General features: G+C 36.7%; 16 protein-coding genes and 2 pseudogenes. 14 read left to right on the top strand and 4 right to left on the bottom strand.

Going from position 1 to position 19576, the window contains the following annotated elements; genetic code table 11:
• From R3333_RS04110 to R3333_RS04090, 5 genes are all read left to right on the top strand, one after another.
• The coding region (locus R3333_RS04110) for a SulP family inorganic anion transporter (RefSeq protein ID WP_318957421.1) at positions 1-1471 on the top strand (1471 nt) is incomplete at its 5' end.
• Positions 1472-1512: 41 nt separating this feature from the next.
• Positions 1513-2631 carry a ThiF family adenylyltransferase gene (locus R3333_RS04105; protein ID WP_318957420.1) on the top strand — a complete coding sequence of 373 codons (1119 nt, stop codon included), beginning with the start codon at positions 1513-1515 and terminating at the stop codon, positions 2629-2631.
• A 7-nt stretch (positions 2632-2638) separates the two neighbouring features.
• Positions 2639-3985, top strand: a complete 1347-nt coding sequence (locus R3333_RS04100; protein WP_318957419.1) for a HAMP domain-containing sensor histidine kinase — start codon at positions 2639-2641, stop codon at positions 3983-3985.
• A 5-nt stretch (positions 3986-3990) separates the two neighbouring features.
• Positions 3991-4683 carry a response regulator transcription factor gene (locus tag R3333_RS04095; protein WP_318957417.1) on the top strand — a complete coding sequence of 231 codons (693 nt, stop codon included), beginning with the start codon at positions 3991-3993 and terminating at the stop codon, positions 4681-4683.
• A 437-nt stretch (positions 4684-5120) separates the two neighbouring features.
• Positions 5121-5636: a DUF4382 domain-containing protein gene (locus R3333_RS04090; protein ID WP_318957414.1), complete on the top strand. Its 516-nt coding sequence runs from the start codon at positions 5121-5123 to the stop codon at positions 5634-5636.
• A gap of 86 nt (positions 5637-5722) precedes the next feature.
• Here the strand turns inward: R3333_RS04090 and R3333_RS04085 are convergent, their stop codons facing one another.
• From R3333_RS04085 to R3333_RS04075, 3 genes are all read right to left on the bottom strand, one after another.
• Positions 5723-6436, bottom strand: coding sequence for a YebC/PmpR family DNA-binding transcriptional regulator (locus R3333_RS04085; protein WP_318957412.1), 714 nt, complete (start codon positions 6434-6436; stop codon positions 5723-5725).
• Between the two features lie 76 nt (positions 6437-6512).
• Positions 6513-7589: a glycosyltransferase gene (locus R3333_RS04080; RefSeq protein ID WP_318957411.1), complete on the bottom strand. Its 1077-nt coding sequence runs from the start codon at positions 7587-7589 to the stop codon at positions 6513-6515.
• Between the two features lie 95 nt (positions 7590-7684).
• On the bottom strand, positions 7685-8053 hold the full coding sequence (locus R3333_RS04075; protein ID WP_318957409.1) for a hypothetical protein: 369 nt from the start codon (positions 8051-8053) through the stop codon (positions 7685-7687).
• A 178-nt stretch (positions 8054-8231) separates the two neighbouring features.
• Here R3333_RS04075 and R3333_RS04070 point away from each other — a divergent pair, with 178 nt between their 5' ends.
• The 7 genes and pseudogenes from R3333_RS04070 to R3333_RS04050 all read left to right on the top strand — a co-directional run bounded on the left by R3333_RS04070 (position 8232) and on the right by R3333_RS04050 (position 16174).
• On the top strand, positions 8232-8840 hold the full coding sequence (locus tag R3333_RS04070) for a ribonuclease HII (protein ID WP_318957408.1): 609 nt from the start codon (positions 8232-8234) through the stop codon (positions 8838-8840).
• A gap of 76 nt (positions 8841-8916) precedes the next feature.
• On the top strand, positions 8917-11061 hold the full coding sequence (locus tag R3333_RS04065) for a hypothetical protein (RefSeq protein ID WP_318957407.1): 2145 nt from the start codon (positions 8917-8919) through the stop codon (positions 11059-11061).
• Positions 11062-11162: 101 nt separating this feature from the next.
• Positions 11163-12854 (top strand): hypothetical protein, encoded by a 1692-nt coding sequence (locus R3333_RS04060; protein ID WP_318957406.1) that lies wholly within the window; start codon positions 11163-11165, stop codon positions 12852-12854.
• A gap of 8 nt (positions 12855-12862) precedes the next feature.
• Positions 12863-14131 (top strand): annotated as a pseudogene (locus R3333_RS14655) (DUF5723 family protein); the annotation flags it as partial.
• 237 nt (positions 14132-14368) lie between these two features.
• Positions 14369-14887 (top strand): annotated as a pseudogene (locus R3333_RS14650) (thrombospondin type 3 repeat-containing protein); the annotation flags it as partial.
• A gap of 18 nt (positions 14888-14905) precedes the next feature.
• Positions 14906-15250, top strand: coding sequence for an OmpA family protein (locus R3333_RS14645; protein ID WP_413468670.1), 345 nt, complete (start codon positions 14906-14908; stop codon positions 15248-15250).
• 102 nt (positions 15251-15352) lie between these two features.
• Positions 15353-16174 carry a hypothetical protein gene (locus tag R3333_RS04050; RefSeq protein WP_318957402.1) on the top strand — a complete coding sequence of 274 codons (822 nt, stop codon included), beginning with the start codon at positions 15353-15355 and terminating at the stop codon, positions 16172-16174.
• Here the strand turns inward: R3333_RS04050 and R3333_RS04045 are convergent, their stop codons facing one another.
• Positions 16175-17248 (bottom strand): glycosyltransferase family 1 protein, encoded by a 1074-nt coding sequence (locus R3333_RS04045; protein WP_318957401.1) that lies wholly within the window; start codon positions 17246-17248, stop codon positions 16175-16177. It lies immediately after the preceding gene.
• Between the two features lie 116 nt (positions 17249-17364).
• Here R3333_RS04045 and R3333_RS04040 point away from each other — a divergent pair, with 116 nt between their 5' ends.
• A complete protein-coding gene (locus R3333_RS04040) occupies positions 17365-18132 on the top strand; it encodes a DUF2461 domain-containing protein (protein WP_318957399.1) in 768 nt (255 codons plus the stop codon).
• Between the two features lie 6 nt (positions 18133-18138).
• Positions 18139-19576, top strand: a 1438-nt coding sequence (locus R3333_RS04035) for a DPP IV N-terminal domain-containing protein (protein ID WP_318957398.1), incomplete at its 3' end; no start/stop codon positions are given.

Raw genomic sequence — 19576 nt, 5'->3', positions numbered from 1 at the left:
TATAGTTGTAGGAGCCATAAGTCAATCTAGAATTGGAGTTTCAGGTCCGGCTGCCGGACTTATAGCTATTATTCTTTCTACTACAGAAGGGTTTAGAAGTGGAGCTATTCCCGACGGAATGGATCCAACTATTTACGCCTTACAGATGTTGTTTTTAGCCGTTGTTTTGGCTGGAGTAATTCAACTCGTTTTAGGTTTATTGAAAGGTGGATTCGTGGCCTACTATTTCCCCAATGTAGTCATCAAAGGAATGTTGGCAGCTATAGGTTTAATTTTGATTAAAAAAGAAATTACCCACGGCTTCGGTTTTGATGCAGATACTTTGGGAGATTATGATAACGTCAATGAACAATACACTTTTTTCGAAGAGTTAAAAATCATGTTCACTACTGAAGGGGCCATTTCTCCAGTTATTCTAGCCTTAACTATTGTTTCTTTATTGATTTTAATTGTTTGGGAAAGAGAGTTTATCAAAAAGTCAATATTAGGTACCCTTCCAGGGGCAATAGTAGTGGTGGTTTTAGGGATTTTATTTGCGTATATAACCCAAGGAACTTCTATGGAAATCGTAAGTTCTCATCGTGTAGATGTTGCGGTAGAAGGTAGGTCTTTCCAAGATTTAATCATGCTTCCGTATTTTGCAGGAATTACTAATTCGGGGGTGTGGATTGCTGCTTTTACGATAGCCATAGTAGCCAGTATAGAGACGCTTCTTTGTGTAGAAGCTACCGATAAAATAGATCCTGAAAAACATGCAACACCGCCCAATAGAGAGCTCGTAGCTCAAGGGGTAGGAAATGTACTCGCAGGGTTGTTAGGCGGACTCCCAGTTACGCAAGTAATCGTTCGTTCTTCAGCCAATATTGAAGCAGGAGGGAAAACTAAAATGGCAGCGGTATATCATGGTGTCTTATTAGTAATTTGTGTTTTTAGCATTCCTTTTATCCTCAACTTAATTCCTTTCGCCTCTCTTTCTGCCATCTTGTTTGTTGTAGGATATAAGTTGGCAAAACCGAGCTTGTTTAGAAAAATGTTTAAAAGGGGATGGTCTGAATTCATCCCGTTTATGGTGACTATAGTAGGGATATTAATGACGGATTTGTTAAAAGGTATTGCCTTGGGTATGGTGGTATCAGTTCTTTTTATTCTTTATGATAATTTCAATCTATCTCATTACCTAGAAAAGAGAACAGAAGGTGGCGAGGAGAAATACATTGTCTTACTTTCTGAGCATATGACCTTTTTAAACAAAGCTTCTTTAAATGCAACATTAGATAGTATTCCAAGAGATGCAAAAGTGGTTATTGATAAACGAAGGGTAGTGCACTTGGCAGAAGATATTAAAGATGTTATTCGAGAATTTCAACAAAGGGCAAAAGTGGAAAACATAGAAATCTCTTATGTTAACAAGGGAAAGAATAGTAAGAATTTGTCGCCCAGCACAGCATTAAAGAGTAAAGAAAATTCTTAAAAAGCGTCCCAGATTCGGGCAATGATGATTACCTTTATCTTGTGTTAACAGAGAAGGAAAAAGTAAGGTACAATCGCCATTTAATTCTTGATGGATTTGGTGAAGAGGCTCAAATCAAATTAAAAGAGGCCCATGTACTCGTCGTAGGTGCTGGAGGATTAGGTTCACCACTACTTTCTTATTTATGTGCCGCTGGAGTTGGAAATATTGGAATCGTTGATTTTGATACGGTGGATGTGTCCAATTTACAACGTCAAACACTTTATAAGGTGGATGATGTGGGGAGTAAAAAAACACGTGCAGCGGTAGAGCATTTAAAGGCACAAAATCCCTTTGTTAATTTTGAAGTATTTGATTTGGCATTACAGGCCGAAAATATCTTCGATGTCATTGATGATTATGACATTGTGGTGGATGGTACAGATAATTTTCCAACACGTTATTTAATAAATGATGCCTGTGTACTCAAGGAAAAAGTGAATGTTCATGCTTCAATCAATGAGTTTACCGGACAACTTTCAGTCTTTAATTACCTCAAAGAAAACGGTGAGCGGTCTGCCAATTACAGGGATATTTACCCTCAGCCTCCAGCAGCAGGTGAGGTGAGAAGCTGTTCAGAGGCGGGAGTAATAGGTGTACTGCCTGGAATAATGGGAAGTTTACAAGCCCTGGAGGTCGTGAAGGTAATTACAGGTATTGGAGAAGTCTTGTGTGAGAAAATGATGTTTTACAACGGACTTACGCAAGAAACTTTTAATTTAAACTTCCAAAAGGATGCTAACAATCCTTTGACGAGAGCAGAAAATAAACAAACTACATTAATTGACTACCACGAGTTTTGTGGAGTCCCAAAACAAAATAAAATGAAATCTATCAATGTTCAAGAATTGAAGCAATGGCAAGCGGCCAATGAGAACTTTACATTAATTGACGTAAGAGAACAACATGAGTTCGATCAGGCCAATATGGAGGCACAGTTAATTCCTATGAACACAGTTCCAGATAATGTGGATGCCTTTAAAAAAGAGGGGAAAGTAGTTGTTCATTGTAGATCAGGTGCGCGAAGTGCAAACGTAATTGCTTACCTCGAGCAAAATCATGGTTTAGATAACTTGTACAACCTAGAAGGTGGTATCCTTGCTTGGTTAGACGCACAATAGAAAAAACTTGCAAAGAAAAACTATCAATACGGTAATTGTGCTGGGAATATGTTCTATTCTCAGCATTTTAGTTATACAGGCTTTTTGGATCAATTCAACTTTAAAGGCCCAAGAAACTAATATCAGTATACAAGCTAAGCAAGATAGTTTACAATTACGTCAGTTTCATGAACAAGTGAAGGTAGCACTTCGAAATGTGACGGAAGAAATTTCTACCTACATTGCAGATAGTTCAGATCTCTATGGTAGGGTAAAACAGGTAAGTACGAATTACTATCAAGTAGATATTAATGAAGATTTACACCCCTATTATCTCGAACAATTATTAAAACGAGAATTTTACGATCAGAACATAACCCAGAGTTTTCAATACGGTATTTACGATTGTTTCAACGACAGTATCGTGTTTGGAAATATCATTCGCTACTCTACAGAAAAATACTACGAACCAATTTCCGATACGGTAGCTGGAATCACCTCTCCTAATTTGGATTGGGACCAGGAGGATGGCCACTATTTTACTGTGTTTTTCCCCAATGTTACTCCTATATCTTTGGCCGATTATCCAAAAAGTAAATCCCCCTGGATGTATTTAATTGCCATCGTAGCCTTTATCCTCTTGTTTTTCGCTTATTCTATTCGTGTCATTATTCGTCAGAAAAGACTTTCAGAGGTAAAGACGGATTTCATCAACAACATGACGCACGAGCTGAAAACTCCTATTTCTACAATAGGTCTGTCAAGTGAAACCATCTTACGTGAAGATTTATCTCAAGACAAAGAAAGGCTCGAGCGTTACGCCAGCATTATTTACAAAGAAAATAAACGTTTAGAAAACCAAGTGGAACGCGTTCTAAATGTGGCCAAATTGGATAAAGAGGAATTGAAATTGAGTAAATCAACTTTCTCATTGCATGAAATATTGGAGGAAGCCAAAGACAATTTTGAATTCAACCAGTTAAAAGATAAGGGACATATACATCTAGAATTAAATGCCCGAAAGGATGAGGTTTATGCCGATGAGGTGCACATTACCAATGTTATTTTTAACCTCTTGGATAACGCTATCAAATATTGTCAAGAAGATCCTAACATAGAAATTAGCACCAATAATTACAATCAAGGCGTGGCCTTAAAAATTAAGGATAATGGTATTGGTATGAAAAAAGAAGATCAGCGAATGATTTTTGATAAATTTTACCGAGTACCAACAGGAAACCTTCATGATGTGAAGGGCTTTGGCTTGGGATTGTATTATGTAAAGCTAATTGTAGAGCAACATGGTGGTAGTATAAAAGTTAATAGTAACTTAGGTGAAGGAACAACATTTACCATCTTTATACCTTTTAAATAATAAGTATGAAAGCGAAAATTCTTTTATGTGAAGACGACACGAGTTTAGGATTTATCATTGCAGATCAATTGAAATCTTTAGGCTACGATGTACATTTGGCTTCAGATGGAAAAGAAGGATTTAAAGCCTTTAACGAAGCTCATTTTCACCTTTGTATTTTTGACGTGATGATGCCTAAGAAAGATGGTTTTATGCTTGCGCGTGATGTAAGAAAGGTAAATGCGGATGTTCCTATTCTTTTTTTAACGGCCAAATCCATGACCGAAGATAAAATTGAAGGATTTAAGGCCGGTGGAGACGATTATTTAACCAAACCTTTTTCTCATGAAGAATTGCAATTTCGTGTAAAAGCTTTGTTGAAAAGGGTAAATGTTGAAGTAGAAGAGGAGGAAGAACATATCGTCAAACTAGGTACTTATACTTACGACAAAGACAATTACATGCTGACGCATTCGGAATTTGAAAAGAAATTGACGAAAAAGGAAGCCCAAATACTCAACATGCTGTGTAAATTCAAAAACCAAGTGTTGCCCAGAGAAATTGTTTTAAACGCCGTTTGGGGGCAAGATGATTATTTTGTGGGAAGAAGTTTGGATGTTTTTATTACGAAATTGCGCAAATATTTAAGTCAAGATACCAACGTGAGCATAGAAAATGTGCATGGAATTGGCTTTAAATTGGAGGTTGTTAACGGATAATAGTTACATCATTTTTGCGGCTTAAAATTACGCTTCTTGTAACTAAAGGTTAATTTCCCTGAAGATTGAAATTATTTTATTTCCCTTCCTTTATTGTTTCATCATTGTTTATCCATCAAAGGAGAAAAGCACATGCATACTAAACTCTTTGATTATTTTTTAAAAGCCCTATTACCGTGTGTTTTGATACGGTTTTAGAGAATGTAATCCTTGTAGTACTAAAGAAATTCAAGACTTCACTTTTCCTTGTATTTGGTCTGTTATAGCGTAGGTAATCAACGGTTTATTTAGGTGAAAACACTCCCCCCTCTTAAATGAATTGACTGAAAATAACTAAGGGGATGCGAATAATAAACTAGATTCTATTAGGAAGGGATAATTTTGGAATCAGGCTGTTGTCTCCCTTATCTTTGTGGTGTACTAAAATATTTAGAACCATGAAAAACAAGATTTTATCATTACTTGCACTATCAGTTTTATTTTTCTCATGTGAAAAAAGCGAAGAAGCTTCTTTACGTATAAGAATGACAGATGCTCCTGGTGATTACCAAGAGGTTAATGTAGAAATAGAACAAGTTAGTGCTCAAATTGACGCAGACGATCCAAACCAATCGGGATGGTATGACTTACCGACGAATCAAGGAATTTACGATCTGTTAGAATACCAAGACACCAATTCATTTGAGGTAGCATATGACGCATCTTTGCCAGTGGGTGTAATTACTGAATTAAGATTTTTATTAGGTGACGCAAATACTGTTTTAGTGGATAGCGTGTACCACGATTTAAAAACACCTTCAGGACAACAATCAGGTTTAAAAATTAAGAATGTAAATATACCAGATGATGGTGTAGAATTATTGATAGACTTCGACGCAGAAGCTTCAGTTCACCAAACAGGTAACGGGAAGTACATGTTGAAGCCAGTATTGAAAGTAGTAGATACGCTATAAGATTTTAGCGCGCTATAACAGCTAATAACGAAGACAGAAAAAAAGCCGGGTGAAATATTCACTCGGCTTTTTAATGCTTTAAAGAATTAAGCAATATTTGTAAAGACTTGTTGGATGTCATCGTCATCCTCAATCTTATCTAACATCTTTTCAATATCTACCAATTGCTCTTCAGTAAATTCTACGGAGCTTGTAGGAATACGCTGCAAGTTGGCTTTAGCTACTTCTATGTTCTTTTCTTCCAAAGCGGTTTGCAAAGTACCAAAGCTTGTGTAGTCACCGTAAATAGTAATGTTATCTTCCTCTTTAATGATTTCTTCTAAACCAGCGTCGATCAATTCAAATTCAAGTTCTTCAACATCTAAGGCATCAATGTTTTCTTCAATTCTAAACACCGCCTTACGATTAAACATAAATTCTAAAGAACCATTAGGAACTACAGAACCACCTGCTTTGTTAAAATAAGATTTTACGTTGGCAACTGTTCTTGTTGTATTGTCTGTAGCACACTCAACGTAAACCAATACACCATGAGGTCCTTTTCCTTCGTAATTAACCTCTGTATAGTTTTCAACATCCTTAGACGTCGCTCTTTTAATGGCGTTTTCTATATTGTCTTTTGGCATGTTTTGCGCCTTGGCGTTTTGAATCGCAGTACGCAAAGTAGCATTCATAGCAGGATCATCTCCACCTTCTTTTGCCGCCATAGTGATGGCCTTAGCAAGTTTTGGGAATAATTTCGACATCTTATCCCATCGTTTCTCTTTCGCAGCTCGGCGATATTCAAATGCTCTACCCATTTCTTGTCTTAAATTTTAGGAATTCAAAAGTAAAAAAATGTTAGGAATTTGCCTAGTTATGAGCGGGCTTAAGCCTTTATTTCTGAAATAATGACAGGTATTTTTCGCGATTAGCCACAACCGAGTAATGATTCTTAACGGTTTCAAAAGCATTCTCTCCTAATTCATAGCGTAGATTTTCATCGAAGATTAGTTTTTCAAGTGCATCGTACCATTCTTTTTCGGACTGTGCAAATAAGGCATTTTCACCTTCCTTAATAACGGTAAGATTTGCACCAACGGGTGAGGCTACACAAGCTTTAGACAGGGCCATGTATTGCAATATTTTGAAGGCACATTTACCGTGTGTCCATACGCTATCCTCTAAGGGCATGATACCAATATCTATCAGATTTAAATCTTTAATTTCACTGTTTTTCTCCCAAGGTATGTATTTTAAGTTGGGTAGGTCTAAACCTGGATTTTCATTCGAAATAACTAAAAAATCAAAATCATATTTGTTATTCAATTCCTGAATAACGGGTACTAAGTCGTGTAAGTATTTAGCCGTAGTGTGAGAACCTGTCCAACCTATGGTTAGTTTACCTTCTTTTTTAGCTTCAGCAGTGTGGTAATGTAAATCTATGGTGGTGGGTAAGAATTGAACGTGTGGATTAAATTCTCGCGCTTTTTTACATAAAAAAGTATTTCCAGCAGTTACTTGATTGGCCCATCGCATAATGCGAAAGACTTTTTTGTACATCTTTAATTTTTGGAACTTGGCGTTTTGCTCACTGTAATTGGGAAGCCAAATCGCATCGTCGAAATCGTAAATAAATTTCTTTCTCAATACTTTGGTGGTAATCCATTCAAAAATTGGCGGTCCAACATGACTCATCTCGCGGTGAACAAAAATATAATCAGCCCGGTGCAGTTGAAACATCAATAAGGTTCTACGCATAAAACTGCGCAAAAGATGAAAAAGTTTAACCCCGGTTTTTCCTTGCGCGTATAAGGTTTCCCATGCTTTTTGGTCATAAAAAGGGTGGAAGGAGTAGTTAAAGCCCTGCTCCTTGAGATAGTCCAAGTATTGCTCAAAACGAAAACGTTGAGAAGGTGCGGCGCCTTTAGGGTAAGGTGCTAAAAAGAAGATGTGTTTCCCAGAATTCGCCATTCTTCAAAAATAAGCTTTCGTTGAATAATCAAAACTTTTGGCACAAAAAAAGCCGCTACAAAAATTAGTAGCGGCCCTACGGTAATTAAGGTTTTTTATTTTAAATATTTTTCATAAAACTCAGAAACGGTATATTCTGTGGCTCCAAGTTTTACAGTTCTTACTTTATTCGATATTAAAAATCTTACAATTACGTGTCTTGATTCTGCTGAGTTATCTACCATCTTAATTGTAGACTTGCGTGTAGTTGCATCATACTCTACTGTAAAGAAGTTGGTATAGTATGCACTGTTCTTTTTTACTTCTTCAGCACTTGTTCCTTCAGGTAAGATAAAGTAAAACACACCACTAGCTACAGCTTCGCTAAATGTTGTTTCCGTACCCTCTGCTACAGCCTGGTTTTCTTGTCCGAAACTCAAAAAGCTGCAAGTAACTACTAATAAGAATGTAAATAATTTTTTCATGTTTTTTGTTTTATAGTCAAGCATTTCATTCCTAAAGTTAATAGCAATAAATTACTTTCCTAACATATTAAACGTAAATAAACGGTTAAAAGTTGCTCCACTTCCACCAAAGATTTTTAGAACAAGTTTTATGCCGTTCAGATTTCATCTTACTGATAATTTTGTAATCTTGCATTTTATGGGAAATCTATTAGCGTTTGAAGTGGAGGGCCGAGTGGAGGCAGGTTGTGACGAAGCGGGAAGAGGGTGTTTATCCGGACCTGTAGTGGCAGCAGCGGTAATACTACCAGAAGATTTTGAACATGAACTCTTAAATGATTCTAAAAAGCTAAGCGAAAAGCAACGTGATTTGCTCAGACCGATAATTGAAGAACAAGCGCTTGCTTATGGGGTTGGAATTGTTGACCACGAAGAAATCGATAAGATCAACATTTTAAATGCTAGTTTTTTAGCCATGCATAGAGCAATTGATCTTCTCAAAATTAAACCGGATCATTTGTTAATAGATGGAAATCGCTTTAACCCTTATCCAAATGTAGAACATACGTGTATGATAAAAGGGGATGGAAGGTACTTGAGTATAGCAGCAGCTTCTGTTTTGGCCAAAACGTATAGAGATGACATCATGAATCAACTACATGAGAAGTATCCTTATTATGATTGGAAAAAGAACAAAGGTTACCCCACCAAGAAACACAGAGCTGCCATCTTCGAACATGGAGAAACTCCCTATCATAGAAAGAGTTTTAAGTTACTTTCAGATGAACAGCTATCCCTGAAGTTTTAGTTTTTTAAAGGTGAAATGTTTGCATCTTTTATTTTGCCGAATCTAAAGGCGCAAGAATTGAGTTAATTTAGTTGCCATGAGAACAGTGTTGATTATCATTCTATTTATAGGAAGCTTAGCGTGGATAGCTTATGCGGGTTTCTCTCTGATAGAAAAAGAGAAGTTTTCTTATCATCCAGAATATGTATTTAATGCGGAAGATAGCGCTGTTCTTGTTGTGAATAGATGGAATGAAATAGGTGACGTAAAAAACATTCTGAATACCAGAAATACTTATCTAAATGTAGAGGTTCCAACCTCATTTACTCACTTGAAGTATTACTTTTCAGCGAATCGATCATTTTTCATTGCAGAACAAAAGAGAAAATGGTCCAAACAGGAGCTAGAAGATTTTACCAAAGCACTCAACATTACGCAAGAGGAAGTGTATTTCAACAAGGGTAATTTTGTTTTGGTGGCAAAAAACAAATTAAAATTAAACGAGGAGAAAGCACATTTTTTAGGACTCAATGATAAAAATGCATCTGCAAGTTTGGTAGATTTTACGAATGGCGCTAACACAGATGTATACAGAACGGCCCAAGGGAATTATCAATATAAAAGTAAGCTTGCTCAACAAGCCATGGGGTTAGCTGTGGATGATCAATTGAACTTTGCTTATGTGGTACCAGAAGAGGTAGAAGATTATACCTTTTATCAATATCATTACCTAGAAAATCAAGATAGTGTTTATCGCAATGGTGTAATGGCGGAATGGGTAGATAAGGGAATTGTAACAGGGAAATTGAAAGGAAATCCATTTATCATTTCGGATTACAGTGCGCAACAAAATCCTATCTTAATTCTTTTAGAAAGAAGCGATAAAGTGGACACCAACTACCTGGAAAATGATGTGAAGCATTTTGAAGGCTTCCAATTAACAAGTGAATTTCCGCGTAAGAAAGAAGGGGCTATTTATGTCTTAGAGGTGGAAGATAAAGTAGTGATTGCAGAGAATCAGGAGCTGTGTAAACAGATTGCATTACATTATAAATTAGGTAAAACACTAGCACTAAATGTTGCTAAGCAACAACGTGTATATGGCGACCTTACCAATGAAGTCCATTTTAGAAGTATTAGAGAAAATAAAGGAACAAGTATTAGTTATTCGGAAGTTCAAAGTTTTAAAGTGGATAAAACTACAGGTGATATTACACTGCCTGCCACAACTCCTAAAAGTAAGGTTAGAACCATAGCAGTGGGGAAAGCATTACATGATGTATTACCCATTTGGGATCATATCAGAGCTTCTTACTCATATTTTGTAAGTGCCAAGGATGGAGCCTATTTTTTGTATGGACGCAAGGGTGATTTACTTTGGCAAGGGAAAGTAGAGGGAGATATTCAAAACCTTAAAGTGGTTGATGTTTATCAAAATAAAAAGCATCAAGTTGCATTTACAACGGCAAATGAATTTTACATTCTCGATTTAAAGGGTAACCAAGTGAATGGGTTTCCGGTGAAATTTGACAATGAATTAACCGCCGAGTTCGCTGCTGTATCCTGGAGAGGGCAATCAAAATACATCTTTGGTACAAGTGCTGGAGAAGTGATAATGCTTAATGCTAAGGGAATGGAGCTCATCATTCAAAAAACAGCACGGGAAGCAATTGTTGGAAAAGTTCATGGCCTAAATAGAAAAGGTACTTTAAGTGCTTGGGTGAGTACTACAGCAGAAGCATTTTGTGTGGAATTGGAAAAATCAAAATTGAAAAGTAAAGCCAGTAATTTTTCAAATCTTAATTTAAAGTCTGGAGGAGATGTTATTTCTGTTTTACCTCAACAAGAGAAAAATATTCTGTTGAACATTTCAGGTGAAGTGGTAGGAAATATCGTTGGTTCAAAAGTATGGCAGGATAATCATTATTTATATGGTTTAAAGGATGGAGTAATTCATGTTTACAGTGCTTATGGAGATGAATTAACCCATATCAATAAGAGTAATCAGGAAGTCACACAAATTCATACTTTCGAGGTAAAGGGGAAATATTATACGCTTATTTTAGATCAATTAGAAAATAATGTTTACCTCTTTAATAATGAAGGCAAGTTAATGAAAAACTGGCCTAAGGAAGGAGAGGCTTTACTTTCGTTTGTTTATCAAAAGGATACCCAAGAATTACTTGTTCTTAGCCAAGTTGAACAAAACCTTATCATCTACTCTATGGTGATTAACGGATAATTAAAACTTAGTTAAATGGGGTGTTTCCCATTCTATTAACAGGAATGTTTCTTTTTTGTCAGGTTGTTTTAGTCTATCTTTGATGATGAAAAATTAACCCTATGACAAATAATAAATTGGGCTATTTTATCCTACTACTGCTATCGGTTGGATTTGTATTTAGCTGTAAAAAAGAGACCTTTGAGGTAGATAACCTCGATTTGACCGAGGCTGATCCCAGCTTCGCTATTCCTTTGGCCAAAGCGACTCTTAATCTTGGAGATTTAGAAAAAGAGTTCGACGTAGGAGAATTGATTTATAATGAAAATGACGAATTATTCAGGCTCGTTTATGGACAGAATTTGTTTGAGTTTGATGCAGGTGAATTAATAGATTTACCGAGTCAGAATTTAAACTACGATGTAACCGTTCCTCCATCAACGGCATCCGCTTTTGCTTTAGCACCTGCGGGTTCTAGTGTAAACTTTTCAGAAACTTTGAACGAAAACTTTGCCTTTTCCAATGGGGAGGAAGTGGATAGCATTCGTATATCTAGTGGAGCTTTGAATATATCTGCATATACAGATATGCAACATGATGTTACACTCAACATTTCAATTCCTTATTTGAAACAAAATGGTGTAGCCTACAGTTCTTCAATAGACTTGAGCTATCAAGGGTCCACACCAACGGAGGATATCGTGAATCTAGATTTAGCCAATTATGTGCTGGATTTATCGAAAAACGGTCAAACGAATAATGAACTGGAAGTGAATGTAGAGGTTACCTTAACAAAAACAGGTCAGCCTTATTTAGGAAGTGAAAGTATTGGTTTTGACATGGAGCTTCAATTGGGAAGTTTTGAAAGCATTTGGGGATATTTTGGGAATTTCCAAAACATTGTTGCACAAGACACCCAGAGTTTACCTGTGTTTACCAATTATATTTCAGGAGATATTCACTTTGCCGACCCTCAGTTGAATTTATATTTGAGGTCATCGGCTGGACTTCCATTAGGTATTAATTTCACCGGTCTGTATGACGTCAACTCAGGTTCTAGTCAGAGTTTGGGTGGACCAGGACTAACGAATATTCCAACTATCCCAGGAGCTAGTTTTATTGGAGATACAGCAGAGTTTTTTCACAGTATTAATAATTCCAATACAACCCCAAGTTTATCAGAGTTGATAGATGCCAGTCCCAATCAAATCGTGTTTGAGCTCGGAGCAGAAACAAACCCAGATGGTGTTGCACAAAATTTTCTAACGGGTAATGCAAGTGTGTCAGGAGATATAGAGGTCATCTTGCCTATTTATGGATATGCGTCTAATTTTTCATTTCAAGATACTTCAGATTTAGATTTGGAAGAAGCTTTAGATTTAGATACCGAAAGTAATTTTGATGATAAGGACATCGAGAGTGCTACAATAAGAATCATTAGCGACAACGGCTTACCTTTAGCATTGGGTGCTCAAGTCTATTTCTTAGACGAAAATTATGTAGTTCTGGATTCCTTATTCGAAGATGCGAGTTTAGATAACCTAATTCCAAGCGGTGTTATCGATAATTCTTTACCCGTTACCGACCCTAATTTTGGAAAAGTAATAGCAAATACAAGACGTATTACTGATGTTAAGCTAGACAGTGAACAATTACAAAGTTTAATTTCTCAAGGAACGAGAAAAGTGGTGTATCGTGCAAACTTAAATACAAGTGACGCTGATCAAATGCAAGACGTTAAGTTCTATCCAGAATATGAATTGACGGTTACGCTTTCTGCGAAAATTAATTTTAATGTTAACCTTTCTAATTAATACAAGTGATGCGAAATAAAAGATTATTTAAAACGAGCGTTGTTTTTCTTGTATTAACATTAGTACTACAGGTAAGAGCACAACAAGATTATGGTTTATACAACTTATCGAGTTTACAACAAACATTGTATACCAATCCTGCCAATGCGGTAGATGGTCGTTTGTACATAGGTATTCCTGCATTGTCATCTATATATTTAAACTTTACAAATAACTTGGCTACCCCTAAGGATTTGTTTGAGAATACTTCAACAGGTACACGTTTGCGTGTTGATCATCTAACAAATATGTGGACGAACAGAAATTACGTTGGAACAAGTTTAAACCTCGAGTTACTTTCTTTCGGATTTAGGTTTAAGGCAAACAATTTCATTTATTTTTCGGCCAACGAGAATGTCTTTACGCGTGTAACATTGCCTAAAGATTTACTCACTTTTCCATTTTATGGGAACGGAAATTTCGAAGAAAATGGGGGAGTGTTAGACTTCTCTAATATGGGCATTGACGCACTTCATTATAGAAGCTTTGGGTTAGGTTATCAAAGAAAGGTAAATGATAAATGGACCTTCGGAGCAAAAGTGAAGTTGTTGAGTGGAATGAATAGTATTTACACCAAATCATCCACTTTTAAGTTAACCACAGATACTATAACTTATGATTTGGCGGTGACAGGTCGTTACGAAATGTACACTTCTGGAATTGATACGAATGAAAACGCAAGTGCAGAAGGGTATTACAGAAATGTAAATGGAAACTACGGTGTGGCTTTAGATCTTGGTGCAAGTTACAACGTAACGCCAAAATTAAACGTGAGTGCGAGTTTGATAGATTTGGGCTTTATCAATTGGAAATCTGGAAATATGAACTTTGAGTCGGAAGATGTTGATATAGCCTACTCAGGAATTGACTTTTCAAATGCCTTGTTTAATGCAGATACAACGGCAGATCCGGCAGGAGACCATTTTACTCAAATTGGTGAAGAGTTTGAAGAACAGTTTCAAACCAATGGAAATACCAATTCCTTTACAACCTCATTAGTAACACGTTTTTACCTGGGCGCTAATTATACATTAATAGAGAATCCTAGGTTAAAAGGACAAGTTGGCGCATTGTTTTTTGGAGAGTTGTATAGAGGGAGTTTAAGACCATCTTTAACATTTTCTTACACGCAAAATTTAACGCGTAAAATTCAATTGACGGCCAATTACACCTTCTTGGATAAACGTTCTAATGCGGGAGCAGGAATAGTTCTAGGTTTGGGTGGTTTCCAAATACATGCTATTGTAGATAACCTTTTAGCGCTTAATACAGCAGATCTTATGTATTCGGTTACAGAAGATGATGCAAATGGAAATCCTGTAACTACGCAAGAGAGTATTACTCTTCCCTATAGCGCAAAACATTTCCAAGCACGTGTAGGTTTTAATGTGGCTCTAGGAAATAAGAAAAAGAATAAGAAGGAAAAAGCAAAGGAGAAAATTAGAGAGGAAAAAGAAAGAGCCCCTAAAGCTGATGTAAATAAGGTGAAGAAGTCAGATAGAGATGGTGATGGAATTAAAAATAAAGAAGATAAATGTCCTGATAAAGCAGGGATTCTAGCCTTTAATGGTTGTCCAGACTCTGATGGGGATGGAGTTCAAGATAGCGAAGATCTTTGTCCTTCTCTTCCAGGTGATATCGTAAACAAGGGATGTCCAGATACCGACGGTGATGGAATCATAGATAAGGAAGATGCTTGTCCAGAGGTGATCGGTTTAGCAGAGTTTAAGGGTTGTCCGGATTCAGATGGTGACGGTATTGAGGATGCTCAAGATGTCTGTCCAAAAACTGCTGGATTAAAAGAGTTTCAAGGTTGTCCAGATACGGATGAAGACGGTGTTGCAGACCCGCAGGATGAATGTCCTGAGATTGCTGGTCCTGTTGAAAACAAAGGTTGTCCTTACCCAGATACTGACGGAGATGGTGTATTAGATAAAGATGATGCATGTGTTAAAACACCGGGAGTTGTAGAAAATAAAGGATGTCCTGTAGTTAAAGAAGAAGTTAAAAAAGTGATACAAACCGCTTTTGATAACTTAGAATTTGAAACAGCAAAAGCAGTGATTAAGGATGCTTCTTACGGTTCTTTGGATGCGCTTGCAAAAGTGATGAATGAAAACCCAGAGTTCAAGTTGAAAATAGAAGGACATACTGACAATGTCGGAGATCCTGCCACGAACCTTCAGTTATCTAAAGAAAGGGCAGAGGCCGTGAAATCTTACTTGATGGAACAAGGTGTAGAAGAAGCGAGAATTACTACGCTTTTCTATGGTGAAACTCAACCTTTAGCATCTAACGATAGCGAAGAAGGAAGAGCTAAAAATAGAAGGGTTGAAATGACCTTGATTTTTGATTAATCTTAGGATACTAATTTTTAAAGTCCCGGCAGTTTGTCGGGACTTTTTCTTTGATACCATCTGTTACGATTTGCTATTTTTGTATTTCTAAAAGAAAAACGAATGCATAAACTACTTGGATATACACTTGCGGCATTATTGCTTACTACATCTTGTGAGCAAAAAACCATTGATAATAAAGAGGTGACTTTAGTACCCATGCCCGAAGAAAATGTGGCCGATCAAAGTTCTGCAAATGATCTTGGATACAATGGTCCGGCAATGGCTTATGTCAAGAAAATTGAAATGACGCCGGTTGAAGAGTTTGCAGTAGATAAAAGTTTACGTTACGAAATTACCGATTCAGGATATGTAGAGCAGGTAGATGCTTATTATTTAGACGGTGTTTTAGTAAAGGCTGTTGAAAAATACCAAGAAGGTACTTATGGAAGAAGAGGTACAAAAGTCTTTTATTTTAACGAAGAAGAAGGGTTAGAAGCTGTTTTTCATAACTATGATGAACTGACCTCAAATGATCTTGCGATGTACACCGAGAAGAGGACTTATTATGAAAATGGTAAAGCAGTTTATTCACAATTGAGAACTACAGACATTTATGAGGAGCTACCAAATTTGGCGTTTTCGAAAATAAGAACAGAAGAAAATGATACAAAGCGTGTAATGACTTTAGTAAACAAAGCAGGTAGATTTAAACCGCACTTTATTGGTTTGCTTCAGGCGCAAAATGATTTGTATATGTTGATTGGAGAACCGAATGTTAACGTGGGGTATTTTTCAGCTGTTAAAATCACTCATCAAGATGATTTTGTGAAGGACTTGATGGCCAATGAAGAAAAATATATGAACCAACCTGTGCAAGTCAATTTTCATGTTACAACTGGTAGGGTAAGAACACAGGTCTATGAGAGTGCCTCATGGAATTGATTAATCCATCATTTTAAGAAAGGCAGACCAGAGTACTTCGGCACTCTTGTCCCAAGAAAAGTTAAGGGCTCTTTGGGGTCCTTTTTCTTTTAATGTATTGCGTAACGTTTCGTCTTCAGCTAATCGGATCAATCCTTCTTTTATAGCATCAACATTGTAAGGGTCACAATATAATACAGCGTCACCTCCAACTTCAGGAAGAGATGTTGCCTTGGCTGCCAAGCAGGGTACACCGCTTTGCATGGCTTCTAATAATGGAATACCAAAACCTTCGAAATAGGGTACGAAAGCAAATATATGTGCTGCAGCAACTACCTGGGCTAAGTTGGCTTGACTCAAATGTCCCGTAAAATGTATATGTTCCTTTGTAGAGGCCTCTATTTTTGTTTCCATCGACTTAAATAAATCCTCTCCAACAATGACAAGTTCTAAATCAGATTTACCTTCTTTATGCATAGCATCGAAGGCAGCAATAAGTCGATTTAAATTTTTTCTGGGACTCAAAGCACCCACAAATAGAATGTAATTTTTCCCCTTGCTAAACAATTGCTTTACAGTTTCACTTTCTGTATTTGATATAGGCTTAAAAATGGGAGAAGCACCATTGTACCCAACATCAATCTTTTCAGGAGCAATGCCGTATTGTTGAACGATATCTTGTTTTGAGTATTCAGAAACGGTTACAATTCTTTGGGCCTTTTGAGCAAACTTAGGAAAGTACTTTTTGTAGTAATTCAAAGCACTTTTGGGTAAATCCTGTGGGTTGTGTTCAAAATTCAGGTCGTGCATTACAATGAGTTGAGGAAGCTTAGTGTTTAAACTCAAGTATCCATCAGGAGAAATAAAAGCATCACACTTATATTTTTTAAGTGCACGAGGGACAGCAAAGTTGAACCAAATTTTAAACAGTTCTGGGTGCCTAGCTTGTGGATATAAGACTACGGGAGTCACATTATCAGCGAAGACAAATTTTGGATCGTATTTGCGGTCAAAAAAGAAGATGAATTCATGTTCAGGGTGTTGTTGAACAATGCGCTTGAAGTTCTCGAATGTATACCATCCAAAACCCTCCATTTTGTGTTTTAAAAGAAACCTCGCATTTACGGCTATCCTGTACCCCATAGTCGCGAATGTACAAAAAATCAATTTTGCTCATGTTTAGAAAGTTTCTAAATCCTCGTGGAGCTTCAATGAAGAAGCTGATACTTCATCCCGAAAATATACCTCCAATAACAATCTCAAAGAAGGAAGAAGAATTATTGCTTATCTTCCCACGACAAAACAAGATTATGGCATTTTTTACTCAAGATTATTTAGATTTCTTCATTGAACTTGCTCCCAATAACAACAAAGATTGGTTTGATGAAAATAGAAAACGTTATCACAAAAGTGTAAAAGATCCCATGAAAGCTTTTGTAGATCATTTGATAGAAAAAGGTAAAGCCATTAATCCAGCCTGGGGAGAACTTGAGGCTAAGGATTGTATCTTCAGAATCAACAGAGATATACGTTTTTCTAAAGATAAAACACCCTATAAGTTGAATCGCTCTGCCGTATTGGTAGAAGGTGGGAAGAAGAACCACACCACACCAGGTCTATATTTTGAAATGGGACCGGAGGATTTACGTGTATATGGAGGAGTTTATAAACTGGAGAAAGAGCAACTCTTAGAAGTTAGAGAAGCAATTGCAGACAACTTGGATGAATTTCAGAAAGCCTACCAAGATGCAGATTTCTTAGCCACTTACGGAGAAATAAGAGGAGATAAGAACAAAATTATTCCTAAGCATTTAAAGGCAGCGGCTGAGAAAGAACCTCTGATTTTTAATAAAAATTGGTATTATTTCGCCAAATTTACCCCCGAAACTATTCTACGAGACGACTTGGGTGAGTTTATACTCTCAAAATACCAAGCAGCTCAAAAATTAAATAAGTTTTTTACCAAACATATAAAGTAAGAGTAAATGTTTAAAAAGTTAGTTGTAATGACCTGTGTGGGTCTAAGTATGCTTGCTTATGGTCAAAAAGAAACATTGACCATAGAATCGGCAGTGATGAACCAATACAGAAAGTACTATCCAGAGCACATTATGGGCTTCTCATGGATTCCAAATTCTGATAATTTTTCATACCTAGGAGCTTACACTTCTTTGTTAGAAGGAAGTGGAAAAAAAGCAAATTCAGTAGACACGATAGCTAAAATTGCTGAAGTAAATGCAGCGGTAAATGGTAAGTTGCGTTGGTTCTCTGGTTTCGATTGGATTTCGGGAAATGAATTTATGGTTGTAGAACAAGGAAAGAAATTTTACAGCTATAACGTAGATACAGATGCAGGAAAATTATTTGCTGAGTTGAAAGATGGTAGTGCTAATGCAAAAGTGCACACTGCAACGCAAACAGTAGCTTATACTGTAGATAACAATGTATTTATCAATAAGGGAAATAAAAATATTCAAGTAACACAACATACAGATCCTAACATTGTTGCCGGACAAGCTTTTGCAAGAAGTGAGTTTGGAATTACAGAAGGATTGTTTTGGTCAGAAGATGGAAACTACTTGGCATTCTACCAAAAGGATGAATCTGAAGTACACGATTACCCAATGTTAGATAATTCTACTTACCCAGGTGAATTGAAATCGATTAAATACCCAATGGCGGGTCAGAAAAGTGAAAAGCCAAGTGTTGGAATTTACAATGTTGCAAAAGGAAGTGTAGTATACATCACACCGAGAGGAGAAGAGGATGCTTACCTTACAAATGTTACGTTTACACCAGACGAAAAATTCTTTTTAATAGCAGAAGTTAATCGTGGTCAGAACGAAATGAACTTAAACAAGTACACCGTTGAAGGTGAATTTGTGGCTACATTAATTACTGAAAAAAGTGAAACGTGGACAGAACCTGAGCATCCAGCTTACTTTCCAAAAGAGGGGAGTAATAACTTTATCTGGATTTCTGAGCAAGATGGTTACAACAATTTATACTACTACACCATTGATGGTGAGTTGATTCAGAAATTAACGTCAAACAAATTCGTAACAAAAGACATTATTTCATCTACTTCCAAAGAGGTATATTACTATGCAACAGGAGATAATGGAATGAATACTATGGTCTACAAGGTAGATTATTCTGGAAATCAATCTTTGGTAACAGAGGTTGAAGGAACGCACAGTGTTGCTGTAAGTCCATCAGGAAAATACATCTTTGATCAGTACTCGAACCATACAACACCTAATGTTGCACAGATGATTACAAGTAAAGGAAAAGTAAGCAATATGCTAACAGCTAAAAATCCTTACGAAAATGTAACGATGGGTACTGCCGAAATTTCTACGATTAAATCTGCAGATGGTACAACAGATCTTTACCAGCGTTTGATAAAGCCAAGTAACTTCG

It is taken from the genome of Lishizhenia sp., from assembly GCF_033720595.1.
GTDB lineage: Bacteria > Bacteroidota > Bacteroidia > Flavobacteriales_D > Crocinitomicaceae > Lishizhenia.
The sequence above is the reverse complement of the archived record's forward strand: the minus strand, read 5'-3'. Positions and strand labels throughout refer to the sequence as shown.

Bases quoted from the DNA above. Each gene is read 5' to 3' on its own strand.
- R3333_RS04095 (WP_318957417.1), top strand. From the start codon at position 3,991: ATGAAAGCGAAAATTCTTTTATGTGAAGACGACACGAGTTTAGGATTT.
- R3333_RS04090 (WP_318957414.1), top strand. From the start codon at position 5,121: ATGAAAAACAAGATTTTATCATTACTTGCACTATCAGTTTTATTTTTC.
- R3333_RS04085 (WP_318957412.1), bottom strand. From the start codon at position 6,436: ATGGGTAGAGCATTTGAATATCGCCGAGCTGCGAAAGAGAAACGATGG.
- R3333_RS04080 (WP_318957411.1), bottom strand. From the start codon at position 7,589: ATGGCGAATTCTGGGAAACACATCTTCTTTTTAGCACCTTACCCTAAA.
- R3333_RS04075 (WP_318957409.1), bottom strand. From the start codon at position 8,053: ATGAAAAAATTATTTACATTCTTATTAGTAGTTACTTGCAGCTTTTTG.
- R3333_RS04070 (WP_318957408.1), top strand. From the start codon at position 8,232: ATGGGAAATCTATTAGCGTTTGAAGTGGAGGGCCGAGTGGAGGCAGGT.
- R3333_RS04065 (WP_318957407.1), top strand. From the start codon at position 8,917: ATGAGAACAGTGTTGATTATCATTCTATTTATAGGAAGCTTAGCGTGG.
- R3333_RS04060 (WP_318957406.1), top strand. From the start codon at position 11,163: ATGACAAATAATAAATTGGGCTATTTTATCCTACTACTGCTATCGGTT.
- R3333_RS04050 (WP_318957402.1), top strand. From the start codon at position 15,353: ATGCATAAACTACTTGGATATACACTTGCGGCATTATTGCTTACTACA.
- R3333_RS04045 (WP_318957401.1), bottom strand. From the start codon at position 17,248: ATGGAGGGTTTTGGATGGTATACATTCGAGAACTTCAAGCGCATTGTT.
- R3333_RS04040 (WP_318957399.1), top strand. From the start codon at position 17,365: ATGAAGAAGCTGATACTTCATCCCGAAAATATACCTCCAATAACAATC.